The 13,963-nt window shown below is 57.8% G+C and carries 13 protein-coding genes, 6 tRNA genes and 1 pseudogene; 7 read left to right on the top strand and 13 right to left on the bottom strand.

Annotation, left to right across the window (positions count from 1 at the left end; genetic code table 11):
- The coding region (locus LD28_RS23635) for a hypothetical protein (RefSeq protein ID WP_206538738.1) at positions 1–180 on the top strand (180 nt) is incomplete at its 5' end.
- A 61-nt stretch (positions 181–241) separates the two neighbouring features.
- On the opposite strand, the pseudogene LD28_RS0108245 reads toward LD28_RS23635, so the two are convergent.
- Positions 242–454, bottom strand: a pseudogene (locus LD28_RS0108245) (N-acetyltransferase family protein); the annotation flags it as partial.
- 159 nt (positions 455–613) lie between these two features.
- A tRNA-Ser gene (locus LD28_RS0108240) sits at positions 614–701 on the bottom strand.
- Positions 702–898: 197 nt separating this feature from the next.
- Here LD28_RS0108240 and LD28_RS0108235 point away from each other — a divergent pair.
- Both LD28_RS0108235 and LD28_RS0108230 read left to right on the top strand, forming a co-directional pair.
- On the top strand, positions 899–1,648 hold the full coding sequence (locus tag LD28_RS0108235; protein WP_033136492.1) for a DsbA family protein: 750 nt from the start codon (positions 899–901) through the stop codon (positions 1,646–1,648).
- Positions 1,649–1,943: 295 nt separating this feature from the next.
- Positions 1,944–2,846, top strand: coding sequence for a sulfite exporter TauE/SafE family protein (locus LD28_RS0108230; protein ID WP_033136491.1), 903 nt, complete (start codon positions 1,944–1,946; stop codon positions 2,844–2,846).
- Here the strand turns inward: LD28_RS0108230 and LD28_RS0108225 are convergent.
- Both LD28_RS0108225 and hemL read right to left on the bottom strand, forming a co-directional pair.
- Positions 2,761–3,576 carry a hypothetical protein gene (locus LD28_RS0108225; RefSeq protein WP_033136497.1) on the bottom strand — a complete coding sequence of 272 codons (816 nt, stop codon included), beginning with the start codon at positions 3,574–3,576 and terminating at the stop codon, positions 2,761–2,763. The genes LD28_RS0108230 and LD28_RS0108225 overlap by 86 nt on opposite strands.
- A gap of 216 nt (positions 3,577–3,792) precedes the next feature.
- Positions 3,793–5,079: a glutamate-1-semialdehyde 2,1-aminomutase gene (gene hemL / locus LD28_RS0108220; RefSeq protein ID WP_033136490.1), complete on the bottom strand. Its 1,287-nt coding sequence runs from the start codon at positions 5,077–5,079 to the stop codon at positions 3,793–3,795.
- Positions 5,080–5,323: 244 nt separating this feature from the next.
- Between hemL and clcA the strand changes: the two genes are divergently transcribed.
- The 3 genes from clcA to erpA all read left to right on the top strand — a co-directional run bounded on the left by clcA (position 5,324) and on the right by erpA (position 7,937).
- Positions 5,324–6,712: a H(+)/Cl(-) exchange transporter ClcA gene (clcA, locus tag LD28_RS0108215; protein WP_033136489.1), complete on the top strand. Its 1,389-nt coding sequence runs from the start codon at positions 5,324–5,326 to the stop codon at positions 6,710–6,712.
- Between the two features lie 91 nt (positions 6,713–6,803).
- Complete coding sequence (locus tag LD28_RS0108210) at positions 6,804–7,499, top strand: DUF6776 family protein (RefSeq protein ID WP_005343032.1); 696 nt, start codon at positions 6,804–6,806, stop codon at positions 7,497–7,499.
- An 87-nt stretch (positions 7,500–7,586) separates the two neighbouring features.
- The gene (erpA, locus tag LD28_RS0108205; RefSeq protein ID WP_005340225.1) at positions 7,587–7,937 is read left to right on the top strand and encodes an iron-sulfur cluster insertion protein ErpA; all 351 of its coding nucleotides are present in this window, start codon (positions 7,587–7,589) and stop codon (positions 7,935–7,937) included.
- Positions 7,938–8,076: 139 nt separating this feature from the next.
- On the opposite strand, the gene nhaC is transcribed toward erpA, so the two are convergent.
- Positions 8,077–9,486, bottom strand: a complete 1,410-nt coding sequence (gene nhaC / locus LD28_RS0108200) for a Na+/H+ antiporter NhaC (RefSeq protein ID WP_033136488.1) — start codon at positions 9,484–9,486, stop codon at positions 8,077–8,079.
- 301 nt (positions 9,487–9,787) lie between these two features.
- Between nhaC and LD28_RS0108195 the strand changes: the two genes are divergently transcribed.
- Positions 9,788–9,997 carry a hypothetical protein gene (locus LD28_RS0108195; RefSeq protein ID WP_005357820.1) on the top strand — a complete coding sequence of 70 codons (210 nt, stop codon included), beginning with the start codon at positions 9,788–9,790 and terminating at the stop codon, positions 9,995–9,997.
- Here the strand turns inward: LD28_RS0108195 and LD28_RS0108190 are convergent.
- The 8 genes from LD28_RS0108190 to glgC form a co-directional block, all read right to left on the bottom strand.
- Entirely contained in the window at positions 9,992–10,264 is a 273-nt protein-coding gene (locus tag LD28_RS0108190; RefSeq protein ID WP_033136487.1) for a late competence development ComFB family protein, read from the bottom strand. The genes LD28_RS0108195 and LD28_RS0108190 overlap by 6 nt on opposite strands.
- Positions 10,265–10,373: 109 nt before the next feature.
- Positions 10,374–10,459, bottom strand: a tRNA-Leu gene (locus tag LD28_RS0108185).
- 71 nt (positions 10,460–10,530) lie between these two features.
- Positions 10,531–10,616: transfer RNA gene (locus LD28_RS0108180), tRNA-Leu, on the bottom strand.
- Between the two features lie 46 nt (positions 10,617–10,662).
- Positions 10,663–10,748: transfer RNA gene (locus LD28_RS0108175), tRNA-Leu, on the bottom strand.
- A 44-nt stretch (positions 10,749–10,792) separates the two neighbouring features.
- A tRNA-Leu gene (locus LD28_RS0108170) sits at positions 10,793–10,878 on the bottom strand.
- Between the two features lie 53 nt (positions 10,879–10,931).
- Positions 10,932–11,017, bottom strand: a tRNA-Leu gene (locus LD28_RS0108165).
- A 128-nt stretch (positions 11,018–11,145) separates the two neighbouring features.
- The gene (gene glgA / locus LD28_RS0108160) at positions 11,146–12,606 is read right to left on the bottom strand and encodes a glycogen synthase GlgA (RefSeq protein WP_033136486.1); all 1,461 of its coding nucleotides are present in this window, start codon (positions 12,604–12,606) and stop codon (positions 11,146–11,148) included.
- The gene (glgC, locus tag LD28_RS0108155) at positions 12,596–13,813 is read right to left on the bottom strand and encodes a glucose-1-phosphate adenylyltransferase (protein ID WP_033136485.1); all 1,218 of its coding nucleotides are present in this window, start codon (positions 13,811–13,813) and stop codon (positions 12,596–12,598) included. Before glgC ends, glgA begins: the two co-directional genes overlap by 11 nt.
- Positions 13,814–13,963 lie beyond the last annotated feature (150 nt).

Raw genomic sequence — 13,963 nt, 5'->3', positions numbered from 1 at the left:
GAAGGCCTTTTTGCTATGGACGGTTTTTCCCCATCGGCTCACAGATTTGTACGCAAGAACGAACATATAAGCCCGGCCTCTCGATCGGGCTTTGGTGTTTTTAGCGTGTTAAACAGCCAATATCTGGCTTTTATCTGCCGCAAGAGAACTAAAAAGCCGGTTATTTCCACCATCTCCTAGCTATATCAGAGCCTTATCAGCTTCATTAACAGCCATTTGAACGACTCTACAGGTGGTCAAATCAGCCTTCTGTCGCCTGCTGGTTGCAGGTCAGAGCCATATTGACCACCCCCTCCTCCATCTGGACAGCAATCTTGAAGCCCAGCCGCTTGGCGAGGTTGACCATGCCGCGATTGCTGGGCATGGTCATGCCGGATAACTGGCCAATCCCCTGCTCTTTGGCATAACGGATGATCTTCTCCACCTTCAGTTTGCCAATCCCCAGCTCTTTCAGGGCAAAATGGGGCTGAATGGAAAATGCTGGAAAGCCGTCAGAAGTGGTGGCTTATGGTGAGGTGGCTAATGGTGTGCCATGAAAGGCTAAGTGATAGGAATAGAGAAAGGATAAAAACAAAAAGCCCACGCAACTTGCGTTGCATGGGCTCGGAATAAATGGCGGAGGAGGTGGGATTTGAACCCACGGATGGTCGCCCATCGCCGGTTTTCAAGACCGGTGCATTCAGCCGCTCTGCCACCCCTCCGCAGCAGTGCGGCGAATATTACCATGCTGATCCGGCTTGTAAATCCCTGCCTGGTTCGATTGCTGGTTAATTGCGCTAAATGACATGAAAAAGTGGCAATCAGGGCGCATCAAGCGCTTTTTTGGCCAGATAACTTGACTTGAAAACAGACTCAACCACTATAGTGGCCTCTATCATATCCTCTGCAAGATAACGTTATGACTATTAAAAATGCCCTGTTTTGCGCGCTGGCTGGCGTGACCCTGCTGGCGACGCCGGTACATGCGAGCGAGCTGACCAAAAGCGATGTCGAGCAAATCGTTCGCGACTATCTGGTCAAGAATCCCGAGATCCTGGTCGAGATGTCCAATGCCCTGCGTGCCAAGCAGGAGAGCCAGCAGGCCGAGAGTGACAAGTCGCTGATCAAGGCTCACGCCAAGCAACTTTATGCCAATAAGGATCCCGAGATGGGGAATCCGAAGGCCTCGCTGACCATTGTGGAGTTTTTCGATTACAACTGCGGTTACTGCAAGCGGGCCCATCCGTTGGTCAAGCAGCTGATGGCGGAAGATAAAGATATCCGTTACATCTACAAGCAGTTCCCCATTCTGAGCGAGTCCTCCTACTTCGCTGCTCGCGCTGCACTGGCGGTGCAACTGGGTCAGCCTGACAAGTACCAGGCGTTCCACGAGAAGCTCTATACCCATCAGGGCCCGCTCTCTGATGAAGCACAGGTCAAGCAGCTGGCAGTGGCGGCCGGTGTTGACTGGAGCAAGGTGGAGGCCAAGATCAAGGATGGCAGCATTGACCAGAACCTCGGCACCAACCGTACGTTGGCTGAAGCGCTCGGTATTTCCGGTACCCCGGCCTTCATCATCGGGGATCAGATCCTGCGCGGCGCACCCCGTGATCTAGCCAGTCTGAAGGGGTTTATCAAGGACGTGCGTGCCGGCAAGAGCATTCAATAAGCGGTTGTCATGGTTGGGGCTCTGCGCCCCGGCCAGATACAGAAAGAGGGTCGGTATCGCTACCGGCCCTCTTTTTCATTATGTCCTTTGGCACAGGTGGTCGTCGCGAAAGGACCATAACAACGTGCTCAGGACCCGGCCTGTTGGCCTCAGTAACAAGTATTAGCAGAGTCGTTCGACTTCTATCTGGAAAGATTTCAACGCCTCCTGACGGGTCGTGAAGCCTGCTTAATTACAGCCAAGACTTTTTCTGTGCCCTGCCTTAGAATCGCCGCCCGGTGCAGGAGAAACCCATATGTTAGTTGATATTTTGCGGATTATTTTTATAGTCGGCGGCCTGGCATTTGTCTTTATGCTGGTGCAGGCCTGCTGGCAGAAGAAGTGTAACGGCACGCTCGAGGCCACGCCTTTCTGGCCGGTGGCGTTGATCGGCGGGGTTGCCAACTTCCTCGATACCCTGGGGGTGGGCAGCTTTGCGGTAAAGACCGCCTGCTACAAGCAGTTCAAGCTGATCGATGATCGGGTGCTGCCGGGTACCCTCAATGGGCAGTGCGTGTTGCCGACCGTGACTCAGTCGTTGATCTTCGTCGGTGCAGTGGCGGTGGATCCACTGACGCTGATCAGCATGATGATTGCCGCCGCAGCGGGCGCCGCCTGGGGGGCTCGCCATGTGGCTTCGTTTGATCGGCAGACTATCCGGTTGGTGATGGCAATCTCCCTGCTGGTCGTCGCAGGGCTGATCTTTGCCGGTCTGCTGGGTCTTTTCCCTGTAGGCGGCGATGCGATGGGGCTCAGCGGCTACAAGTTGGCGATCGCCCTGCTCGGCAATTTCATCTTCGGGGTGCTGATGAATGTCGGCATCGGCCTGTTTGCCCCCTGCATGACGCTGGTCTATCTGCTAGGGATGAATCCGCTGGCGGCATTCCCCATCATGATGGGCTCCACCGCTGTGCTTAGCGTCTTCTCCGCAGGCACCTTTATCCGCAAAGGGGCGTTCGATGCCAAAGCGGTGCTGGCGGTGGCCATCTTCGGCCCCATTGGGGTGGTGCTGGCAGCCATGCTGGTCAAATCCATGGATATGGAGATGCTGAAGTGGCTGGTTGCCTTTATCGTCATCTATACCTCCTGGACCATGTACGCCTCCTGGCGGGCGGCGCGTCGCTTCCCTGTGCAACTGGCGGTGGAGAGCGCAGGCTAGCCTGTACCAGTGCAGCTTCGGCCTTGGCCCCCAGAAAGACATAGAGGCCGAGCGCCAGCAGCAAACCTACCGCACACCCCATCACCCCGACCGCAGGCCAGAGCAGCTCGCTCTGGCCGAGCGACCCCTTGAATAGCAGCAACAACCCCTCGATGGAGACCGCGATCAGAATGGCGGCGATAAAGCGGGTGATGGTGCGGCGAATGGCGCTGTGGCGGAAGATATCCTTATGCAGCAGCACCTCCTCTTCCAGAATGGTCTTGCCCAGATCAAACACCGCCAGTGCCAAGGTCAGGAAGATGATGGCGCTAAAGGCGCCGAGCCGGCTCTGCTGTTCACCGCGCAACAGCTGGTAGAGCTGCTCCAGCCCGTGCCAGATCAGGGTGGCGACGATGAGAAACAGCGCCATGCTGAGTACCACATAGACCGCCTTGAACCAGGGCATGGCGCGGCGGCGCTCCCGGTCCCCCATCAACCAGCCAATCAGTTGATTCAGACAGACGGTGATCTCCCGTCCCTGCCCCTGCACGATGAGGTGCAGCCGGTTATGGGCCGCCGGTACCGCAGGCTGGATGCACATCGGCCCCTGATAGTGGTCAATGCTGACAACAAAGGGATACCGCTTGAGCGAGGCAAGGGGGGCGCTGAGCAGCCCCTGCAGTAGCGGGGTCAGCTCCTCCTGATACTCCTGATAGCGCCGCAGCACATCGATGGGGCTCATCTCTGCCATATGGACCTCGGTGACGTGGGCTTTGTTGCGGATGTGCAAATAGTGGGCCTGCTTTATGACAGGGATGGCGAGGCAAGTTGCACCAGAGAATGACAAAGCGACGGATGATGAGGGGGTAATGCACCAGAAATGGGCGTATTGCCGCCCTGTGTGGTGATGGATGCTCTGCAATAGAAAAGGGCCCGTTACGGGCCCTTTGCGACAACCTGCGGCGATTTAGCCCGCCAGCTTGGCGAAGCTGCGCTCGGCGGCGGCCAGGGTATGTTCGATCTCCTTATCGCCGTGAGCCAGTGACAGGAAGCCTGCCTCGTAGGCGCTCGGCGCCAGATAGACGCCCTCTTCCAGCATGAGGTGATAGAAGCGCTTGAAGCGTTCCATGTCGCAGCGAGTGACCTGCTCGTAGCGGGTGATTTCGCTCTCTTCGGTAAAGAAGAAGCCGAACATGCCGCCCACATAGTTGATGGCGAGCGGGATACCGTGTTTGGCTGCGGCTGCTTTCAGCCCTTCTGCAACCCGTGCAGTCTTGGCGCTCAGCTGTTCATAGAGGCCCGGCTCCAGCAGCAGATCCAGCATGGTCAGACCGGCCGCCATGGCCACCGGGTTGCCGGAGAGGGTGCCTGCCTGATAGACCGGGCCGGTCGGGGCAATGTATTGCATCACCTTTTTCTTGCCGCCGAAGGCGCCCACCGGCATACCGGCACCGATGATCTTGCCAAGGGTGGTGAGATCCGGGTCGATGTTGTAGTGACCCTGAGCACCGCGCTGGGAGACGCGGAAGCCGGTCATCACCTCGTCCAGGATCAGCAGGGCGCCGAACTCGTCACAGATGGCGCGCAGCCCTTCCAGGAAACCGGGCACCGGCGGGATGCAGTTCATGTTGCCGGCCACCGGCTCAACGATGATACAGGCGATCTCGTTGCCGTACTGGGTGAAGGCTTCGCGCACCGACTCCAGATCGTTGAAGACGCAGGTCAGGGTGTGTTTGGCGAAATCGGCCGGTACGCCCGGGCTGTTGGGTTGACCCAGGGTCAGGGCGCCGGAACCTGCTTTGACCAGCAGGGAGTCGGCGTGGCCGTGGTAGCAACCCTCGAATTTGACGATCTTGTCGCGGCCGGTGTAGCCACGGGCCAGCCGGATGGCGCTCATGGTGGCTTCGGTGCCGGAGTTCACCATTCGCACCTGCTCCATGGAGGGGACGATTTGGCGCACTTTCTCGGCCATCAGCACTTCGATCTCGGTCGGCGCACCGTAGCTCAGCCCCTTCTCAACGGCCTTGATGACGGCGGCCTTGATGGCCGGGTGGTTGTGACCCAGCAGCATGGGGCCCCAGGAGCCGATGTAATCCACGTAGGCCTGACCATCCACATCATAGAGATAGGCGCCATCGGCGTGGTCGATGAAGCGGGGCGTGCCGCCGACCCCATTGAAGGCGCGGACCGGTGAGTTGACGCCACCTGGAATGGTCTGGCGGGCCTGTTCAAACAGCTGATCTGATTTTGACATGGATCATCCTTAATGGGATTTTGGGCGTCACACAAGGGATTGCAGCCGATTGAGGCTCGGCAGGCAGGGGCATGAGGAGTATGCTTTGCGCTCTCGCCACCCGGACTCTCGGTCTGCTCCCGTGACAAAAATTTAACGGGCCGACTATAGCAGAAAGCCCCAGCCTTGGGCAGCCGAGCTGCGCGCCGGGTGATCCTGATCTCAGCTAGCTGACGATATGGTTTTTCCAAGTTGGTGTAACAAGATGGCGCAACAAGCTCTCTCCTCTGAAGCCGATACCTCTTCGCGGGGGCCGCTTTCCCGCATTATCCGGCAAGACAAGATGCCCTTGCTGGTTCTGTTGCTGGCGGCGCTGGTCGGCACCCTGGCCGGGCTGGTGTGCGGCCTGTTCGAATCGGGTGTCCACTGGCTGGCAGAGCAACGCATCGCGTTGCTGGCCGACCGTCCCTGGTGGCAGCTCGGTCTGCTTGGCTTTGGCTTCAGCGCCTTGTTGGGATTTGTCGGCTACTTCCTCACTCATACCTTTGCCCCCGAGGCAGGCGGCTCCGGCATTCCCGAGATCGAGGGGGCGATGGACGATCTGCGCCCGGTGCGGTGGTGGCGGGTGTTACCGGTCAAGTTCTTCGGTGGCATCTGCACTCTGAGTTCCGGCATGGTGCTGGGGCGGGAGGGGCCCTCGGTACAGATTGGCGGCAACCTCGGCAAGATGGTGGCGGATATCTTCCGGCTGCCCAAGGAGCATGGCCACGCCCTGCTGGCCGCCGGTGCGGCGGGCGGTCTGGCAGCTGCCTTCAATGCGCCGCTGGCGGGCATCCTGTTCGTGATGGAGGAGATGCGGCCGCAATTCCGCTACTCCTTCCTGGCCATCAAGGCGGTGGGGATCTCCGCCATCATGGCGACCCTGATGTTGCAGAACATGAAGGGGCAGGGGGCGGTGATCACCTTGCCCCACTACGATGCGCCAGCCCTCAAGGCGCTCTGGCTGTTCCTCTTTATGGGGGCCACCTTCGGGGTGCTGGGTTTTGTCTTCAACAAGCTGGTGCTGGCCTGTCAGGATGGCTATCTGGCGCTGCACCAGAACAAGCGCCACCGTTTCGTGGCCATCGGTATGCTGGTCGCCGGGACGTTTGGGGTGTTGTCGCTGTTCGCCCCTGCGGTGACGGGGGGCGGTACCGAGCTTATCCCTCATCTGATGGGGGATGAGTATGCGATGGCGACCCTGTTCCTCATCTTCTCGGTGCGGCTGGTTGCGACCCTCATCTGCTTCTGCTCCGGTGCGCCGGGCGGGGTGTTTGCGCCGACCCTGGCGCTGGGCACCCTGTTTGGCGTGGTGTTCGGCCATCTGTTTCATGCGGCATTTCCCGAGCTGGGCATCGAACCCGGCGCTTTTGCCATCGCAGGGATGGGGGCGCTGTTTGCCGCCACCGTGCGCGCCCCCATCACCGGTATCGTGCTGGTCACCGAGATGACCGACAACTATCAGCTGATCCTGCCGATGATGATCACCACGGTCGGGGCGACCCTGGTTGCCCAGTGGCTGGGTGGCCGACCCATCTATTCCCAGATCCTGGAGCGAACTTTACGGCTCGCCGCGCGTCAAAAGCGGGGTGATGGCAGCGCCACGGCCAGTTAATTTTTCCCTTTATCGCGTTTGACCCCGGTCCGGGCGGTATAGTGAAGGGAGAGGCGCTGCCGTAAATGGCGTGATAACGGGATGAGGGGCTATGTCCAATCTATTGAAGTTATTGGTCGTGTTAGCCGTTGGCGGGCTCATCGGTTACTTTGTCGGTAACCGTCAGGAGCTGGCCCAGAGCAGTCTGTTGGTGGTGCAGCAGGAGACGCTGGATCGCCAGGGCAAGGCCATCGGCCAGCTCAAGACCGAGCTGGGGGTGAAAGATACCCAGCTGGCGACCCAGAAAGCGGCCTTCGAGCAGTTGCAGACCACCCTGAAGAGTCAGGAGGCGCAGGTGCAGGAGCTCAAGCGTCAGCTGGCCTTTTTCGAGCGGATCATGCGCCCCACCGGCGAGCAGGTGGGTGTGGTGATCGACAACCTGACCCTGCAGGAGACCAGCATTCCCGGTCGCTACCACTACCGTCTCGCCCTGACCCAGCCTGCCAAGAAGCGGGAGCTGTTTCGCGGTCAGGTGCAGATCCGGGTCGAGGGAAGTCTGGCCGACAAGCCGAAGACGCTGACCGGCCGCGATCTCGGGATGAAGGTGAGCGAGTGGCGCTATGCCCTGCGTTATTTTCAGCTGCTGGAAGGGAACTGGCAGTTGCCGGAAGGCTTTGTGCCGGATCGGATCCGTGTCACCATCAACAAGGATGGCAGGCAACCGGCACAAGAGCTGCTGGTTGAGTGGGGCGAGGTGATCAAGCCGCTGGTTGCCGCACCGCCTGCTCCGGTTCCCGCTGCCGGTTAAACGTGGTGAATACTTGAACTGAATGGTCGGGTATTGGATAATTTCGCGGTTTCCATGTTTGTGGATCTAATGGTTGTGAGGTCAGTAATGAGTGCAGTAGCAGAAGCCCCGCTGCCCATCCAGATGACGGATGCGGCGGCCAACAAGGTGAAGAACCTGATCACCGAGGAAGAGAATCCGGAGCTGAAGCTGCGGGTATACATCACGGGTGGGGGCTGCTCCGGTTTCCAGTATGGCTTTACCTTTGATGAGAAGATCAACGACGGGGATACCGTGGTCGAGAAGAACGGCGTCACCATGGTGATCGATCCCATGAGCCTGCAATATCTGGTAGGTGGCAGTGTGGATTACACCGAGGGTCTGGAAGGTTCACGCTTCACCGTGACCAACCCCAACGCCACCACGACCTGTGGCTGTGGCTCCAGCTTCTCCATCTGATCGGCGTTATCGGTCTGATGAAACGGCTCTCGGCGACGAGGGCCGTTTTTGTTTGTGGTGGTCAGAGCTCGTTGCCAAATAGCATCTTCTTGAAACAACAAAGGCGCCTTGATGGCGCCTTTGTTGTTTGCAGGATGATTTAGCGGGAGCTTGCCGCCGCGACCAGCGGGATCCGGTTCACAGCCTTGCCCATGTAGGCGAGGGTGATGGTCACAATGATGCAGGTGAAGCTAAGCCACATGTAGGGCAGGTAGTCGAGGGTCGCGACCCCCAGTACCCCGGCCATGAAGATGCCATTGTCGCTCCAGGGCACCATGCCGCAGGTGAGGGTGCCGCCAAACTCGGCGTTGCGAGAGAGGTTCTTGCGCGCCAGTCCCAGTCGATCGTAGTTTTTGGCCATGATCTTGGGGGTCAGGATTAGCGACACATACATGGCCGAGCCAAAGACGTTGGCCAGAAACGCGGTGCCGATGGTGTGGCTGGTCAGGCTGCCGACGCTGTTTATGCGCTTCTCGAAGGCGCTGGCGATCACTTCCAGAATGCCGACTTTCTCCAGCAGGCCGCCAAACCCGAGACCGAAGATGATGACCGCGACTGAGCCCAGCATGGACTCCATGCCGCCACGGCCGAGAATGTTGTCGATAAAGTCGATGCCGGAGGTGATGGCAAACGGACTATAAGCCGAGTGCATTGCCTTGACCGGATCCATGCCCTGGAAGGCGATGGCCCAGATCAGACCCAGCAGGGCGCCAAAGCTGATCACCGGGAAGGCTGGCTTGCGATTGGCCAACAGGCCCAGCACCATTACCACCGGAACTATGGCCAGCGGGGTGATGTTGAACTGGTTGTCGAGGGCCTCCATCACCAGATTGACCTGCTCCAGGCTGACGTTGCCCGAATACTGCATGCCAACCACGGTGAACAGGACGGCGGTGATGACATAGGAGAGCAGGCTGATCGGCAGCATCCCCTTGATGTGCTCCACCACGTCGACGTTGGACATGGTCGAGGCCAGCACCACGGAGTCGGAAAGTGGAGAGAGCTTGTCACCGAAGTAGACGCCGGAGAGCACGGCACCGGCTACCAGCGGTGCAGGCACGCCGAGGCTGTGGCCGATCCCCATCATGGCGATACCTGCGGTGGCGGCAGAGCCCCAGGAGGTGCCGGTGGCCAGTGAGGTCAGGGAGCAGATGATCAGGGTCGCCAGCAGGAAGATGGACGGATGGATCACCTTGAGGCCGAAATAGATGATGCTGGGGACAATGCCGCCGGCAATCCAGGTGCCGACCAGGGCGCCGACGGAGACCAGGATCAGGATGGCCCCCATTCCCTTGGCGACACCGTCAACGGCAGCCTGCTCCAGGGATTTGTAATCATGGCCGAGTTTGATGCCGAGCCCCATGATGACGAACCAGGCGATGAACAGAGCCAGCTGGATCGGCAGATCGAGCACGCTGGTGAACGAGAATGCCAAGGCCAGGAAAATGGCCAGACAGGCAAACACCTGTGCCATGCCCGGTAGTCGGATGTGGTTTTGTTGGTTTTGCATAGATACTTCCTAAACTCTTGCTCGCCAAGGTCACTCCCTCTCGTCCTGTGGATACACCTATCCCGAGGGGCCAACCCAAAAAGAGGCCGCAATCTACCACAAACCTAGCGGGTTAAAGCCCCATCAAATTGGTAAAAATGCACATTTGATTGAAAAAATCACAAATTAGTTGATCTCATAACCCGTTTTTGAGCGCCCTGTTGACATAAATGGTCACATACGAAGCTTACTTGCGACGCGACTTGCACTCCCAATAAATGCAGATGATAATTATTATCAATTGTTGGTTGGGGAGAAAACAATGCGCTGGATATTGCGGGGGATGATGTTGCTGGTGGCGGTGGCCGTACTCGCATGGGGTCAGGATAAAGAGTACGGCACCTGGAGTGCCGGTTTTCTGCTGGCTGCCTGGGTGATGCTGGAGCCCGGATTGCGGCCAGCCTTGATCTTGCTGCCAGTGGCCGGATTGACCGGTATCGTTACCCTGCTCTGGCAGCAGCCCTGGCTATGAGGTTTTGACGGGAGCCTGCTTGATCTTCTGCTGTGCCAGCTTGAGCGATTCGACGACCAGCTTCTCCATTTCGGTGCGTTTGGCATCGGTCAGGAAGTAGATCATGTCGACATCGTGGCGAATATAGTGGGAAGGGAGCTGGTTGAGGGTAAGGCAGCAGAGGTCGGCCATCTGGTCGCCAGTGAGCTTCTGTTGCAGCCCCTGTCTCTCAATCTCCTTGAGCACCAGATGTTCGTAAAAGTTGTGAATGTCGGTATCCAGTATCATATGCGTTCCTTGGCATGACGATGGGCGGGGAGTCGTCAAAAGCATAGCCATAACAAGGAGTAAAAACAAAAGGCCCATCACTTTTGTGATGGGCCTTTTGCGTAATGAATGGTGCGAAGAGAGGGACTCGAACCCTCACATCCGTGGGACACTAACACCTGAAGCTAGCGCGTCTACCAATTCCGCCACCTTCGCACACTGATTTTCTCCAGCTGGTTTTTAAATGCGGTTGGAGCGCATTGCTCTGTTTTTACATGTCAGAATCATGGTGCGAAGAGAGGGACTCGAACCCTCACACCCGGGGGGCACTAACACCTGAAGCTAGCGCGTCTACCAATTCCGCCACCTTCGCACATTCGGGTTTCCAGTCTGGATTTACATGCTGTCTGGATAAAGCATGGTGCGAAGAGAGGGACTCGAACCCTCACATCCGTGGGACACTAACACCTGAAGCTAGCGCGTCTACCAATTCCGCCACCTTCGCACATTGTGTTACCAGTTTTGATTTACATGCTGTCTGGAGAAGCATGGTGCGAAGAGAGGGACTCGAACCCTCACACCCGGGGGGCACTAACACCTGAAGCTAGCGCGTCTACCAATTCCGCCACCTTCGCACATTCGGGTTTTCTAGTTGGATTTACATGCTGCTGAATCAGCATGGCAGTATTGGTGCGAAGAGAGGGACTCGAACCCTCACATCCGTGGGACACTAACACCTGAAGCTAGCGCGTCTACCAATTCCGCCACCTTCGCATCACTGCGGAGGGGGATTCTATAGAGTTTTGGGGGAGCGTCAACAGCCAAAGGGGACTTTTTTCGCTGTTGACGCTCAAAGTGGCACCAAGGGTACAAAACTTCAGCAATTAGCTGACGTTTAGTGCTCAGTAACGGCCCAATGCGCTCTGATACATCAGTTCATACTGGGTGACCGAGTCAGGCCAGTTGAAGCGGGTGTTCATGGCATTGCGCTGCACCTTGGCAAAACGTTCCTTGTCCTGCAGGAAATAGAGCAGGCTGCGGCGCATGGTATCGAGCAGGATGGCCGCAGTCGGATCGTTGAAGCAAAAGCCGGTGGCATGCTCGGGATCGGCATCCCAATCCACCACGGTATCTTTCAGACCACCCACGGCGCGCACCAGTGGCAGGGTGCCATAGGCGAGGCTGTACATCTGGTTGAGGCCGCAAGGTTCGAACAACGAGGGCATCAGGAAGAAGTCGGCACCGGCTTCGACCAGATGTGCCAAGCGATCGTCATAGGTGTTGATGAAGGCGAGCTTGCCCGGATAATCCCGGGCCATGGTTTGCAGTTGCGTGGCGAGCGCAGGATCGCCAGAGCCGACGATCACCACTTGTACCTGGTGGTGGAGGAATTTCTCCAGTGCCGGGAGCAGCAGGGGAACGCCTTTCTGCTCGGTCAGGCGGCAAACCATGCCGTAGATGGGCAGATCCGCAACGGCCAGCCCTGCTTCCTGCTGCAGGCTCTGCTTGCAGATCTGTTTGCCAGCCATGTTGTCGATGCTGTAGGCCGCAGGCAGGAACTCGTCGAATTCCGGATCCCAGTCCTTGTAGTCGCAGCCGTTGAGGATGCCGCAGAGATCGGCTGCCCGTTGCTGGAAGATATTGGCCATGCCGTGGGCGCCGAGGTGAGTCAGCAGCTCCTGAGCATAGTTGGGGCTGACCGCATTGATCTTGTCGGCGTAGAGCACCCCGCATTTGAGCAGGTTGACGTGGCCGTAGTCGTAGTTGATGCGGCGTTCGTAGTCGGCGATCTCGGGCATTGCCCAGAACTGCTCACGGCCGAATACCCCCTGAAACGCCGCATTGTGAATGCTGATCACGCTGCGGGTCTGCTGGAAGAAAGGGTTGTGTGCGTGACGGGTTTTCAGCAGCAGCGGCAGCAGGCCGGTGTGCCAGTCGTTGCAGTGGGCGATATCCGGGGCAAAGCCAAGCTGCTCGCAAGCATGGAGGGCAGCGGCCGAGAAAAAGGCAAAGCGTTCCCCATTATCCGGATAGGCCTGATTATTCTCAGCATAGAGCTGGGGACGATCGAAATATTGTGGACAGTCAAGCAGATAGACGCAGACGCCATCCAGCTCCATCTGGTAGATGCGATAACCGATATCCGGTAGCCCCGGATGGGTAGGCAGCCAGCGTGAAGCGACCAGTCTGGCCTCATCCCGTCGCTTTATCGTCTTGTAGAAGGGCAGCATGATCCTGACATCATGCCCCTTCTGGGCCAGGTACATCGGTAGGGCTCTGGCAACGTCTGCCAAGCCCCCGGTCTTGACCAGCCCCTCAACTTCCGAGGCAACAAACAGGATTTTCAGTGGGTTAATAGCCAACTCTTGCTCCCTTAGGTACCACCACGATACCGCCTTCGGATACGGTAAATCGCTCTCTATCGTGGTCGAGATTTTCACCGATAACGGTGCCGGGTGCAATTTCAACGTTTTTATCAATGATGGCGCGCCGGATAGAGCACCCTTCACCAATCTTCACATCCCCCAGCAGTACGGATTCACTGATATGGCTGCAAGCGCCGATATTACAGCGAAAGCCGAGGATGGATCGCTGGATCTGGCTGCCCTGAATGAAGCAACCGGCGGAGATGAGGGAGTTGGCGATCTTCACCTTGCACTCGTCGCTGTCGATGAAGGTGGCTGGCGGCAATGCTGGATAGTGGGTGTGCAGCGGCCACTTGCGGTTGTAGAGAGAGAATAGAGGGTTGTCGGCCACCAAATCCATGTGCGCCTGCCAGTAGGAGTCCAGGGTGCCCACATCTCGCCAGTAGACGTGCGGTTTCTCGCCCGGGATAACGTTGGTGCTGTAGTCGTAGACATAGACGGGAGCGCGCGGGTAGAGGCTCGGGATCACATCCTTGCCAAAGTCGTGGCTGGAGTTGTCCTCGGCGGCATCCCGTTTCAACTCGCGGCAGAGGGCATCGGTCTCGAAGATGTAGTTGCCCATGGAGACCAGCGCCTGGGTCGGATCGCCGGGGATGTGCTTGGGCTGCTTCGGTTTTTCCTGAAATCCGATCATCCGTCCTTCGGTATCCACTTCGATCACCCCGAATGCGCTTGCCTCTGCGATAGGCATGCGCAGGGCGGCGACCGTCATTGCGGCACTCTTTTGTTTGTGGAAGGTCACCATCTGGCTCACATCCATCTTGTAGATGTGGTCGGAGCCGAAGATGCAGACGTGATCCGGTTCGGCCCGTTCGATAAAGCCGAGGTTCTGGTAGATGGCATCGGCGGTGCCGTCATACCAGCGTTTGCCCATTCTCATCTGGGCCGGAATGGGATCGATGAAGCGGTCGGTGATCCCGACGATATTCCAGCCCTTCTTCATGTGCAGGTAGAGGGACTGGGATTTGAATTGGGTCAGGACATAGATACGCAGAAAGTCTGCATTGACGAAGTTGTTGAGGACAAAGTCGATCAGCCGATAGCTGCCACCGAAGGGGACGGAAGGCTTGCTGCGGGTGGTGGTCAGAGGCTGCAGGCGAGTACCTTCGCCACCAGCCAGGATCATGGTCAAAATGCCTGCCATCGTATTTCTCTCCCTGAATGAACAATATGAAAAGGTTTTCAATGTTCGGTATAAAAACACCCCTAAAGGGGTGGTTTTTATAATGCTCTTAGTACCTTACCAGATACCGGATGGCGCTCTCTAGCTGTTTTATTGTGCTGCTTACACTTA

The sequence above is a fragment of the Aeromonas finlandensis genome (genome assembly GCF_000764645.1).
Lineage (GTDB): Bacteria > Pseudomonadota > Gammaproteobacteria > Enterobacterales > Aeromonadaceae > Aeromonas > Aeromonas finlandensis.
The sequence above is the reverse complement of the archived record's forward strand: the minus strand, read 5'-3'. Positions and strand labels throughout refer to the sequence as shown.

Coding starts and splice junctions, on each gene's coding strand:
- LD28_RS0108235 (WP_033136492.1), top strand. CDS start 899: ATGACTATTAAAAATGCCCTGTTTTGCGCGCTGGCTGGCGTGACCCTG.
- LD28_RS0108230 (WP_033136491.1), top strand. CDS start 1,944: ATGTTAGTTGATATTTTGCGGATTATTTTTATAGTCGGCGGCCTGGCA.
- LD28_RS0108225 (WP_033136497.1), bottom strand. CDS start 3,576: ATGGCAGAGATGAGCCCCATCGATGTGCTGCGGCGCTATCAGGAGTAT.
- hemL (WP_033136490.1), bottom strand. CDS start 5,079: ATGTCAAAATCAGATCAGCTGTTTGAACAGGCCCGCCAGACCATTCCA.
- clcA (WP_033136489.1), top strand. CDS start 5,324: ATGGCGCAACAAGCTCTCTCCTCTGAAGCCGATACCTCTTCGCGGGGG.
- LD28_RS0108210 (WP_005343032.1), top strand. CDS start 6,804: ATGTCCAATCTATTGAAGTTATTGGTCGTGTTAGCCGTTGGCGGGCTC.
- erpA (WP_005340225.1), top strand. CDS start 7,587: ATGAGTGCAGTAGCAGAAGCCCCGCTGCCCATCCAGATGACGGATGCG.
- nhaC (WP_033136488.1), bottom strand. CDS start 9,486: ATGCAAAACCAACAAAACCACATCCGACTACCGGGCATGGCACAGGTG.
- LD28_RS0108195 (WP_005357820.1), top strand. CDS start 9,788: ATGCGCTGGATATTGCGGGGGATGATGTTGCTGGTGGCGGTGGCCGTA.
- LD28_RS0108190 (WP_033136487.1), bottom strand. CDS start 10,264: ATGATACTGGATACCGACATTCACAACTTTTACGAACATCTGGTGCTC.
- glgC (WP_033136485.1), bottom strand. CDS start 13,813: ATGGCAGGCATTTTGACCATGATCCTGGCTGGTGGCGAAGGTACTCGC.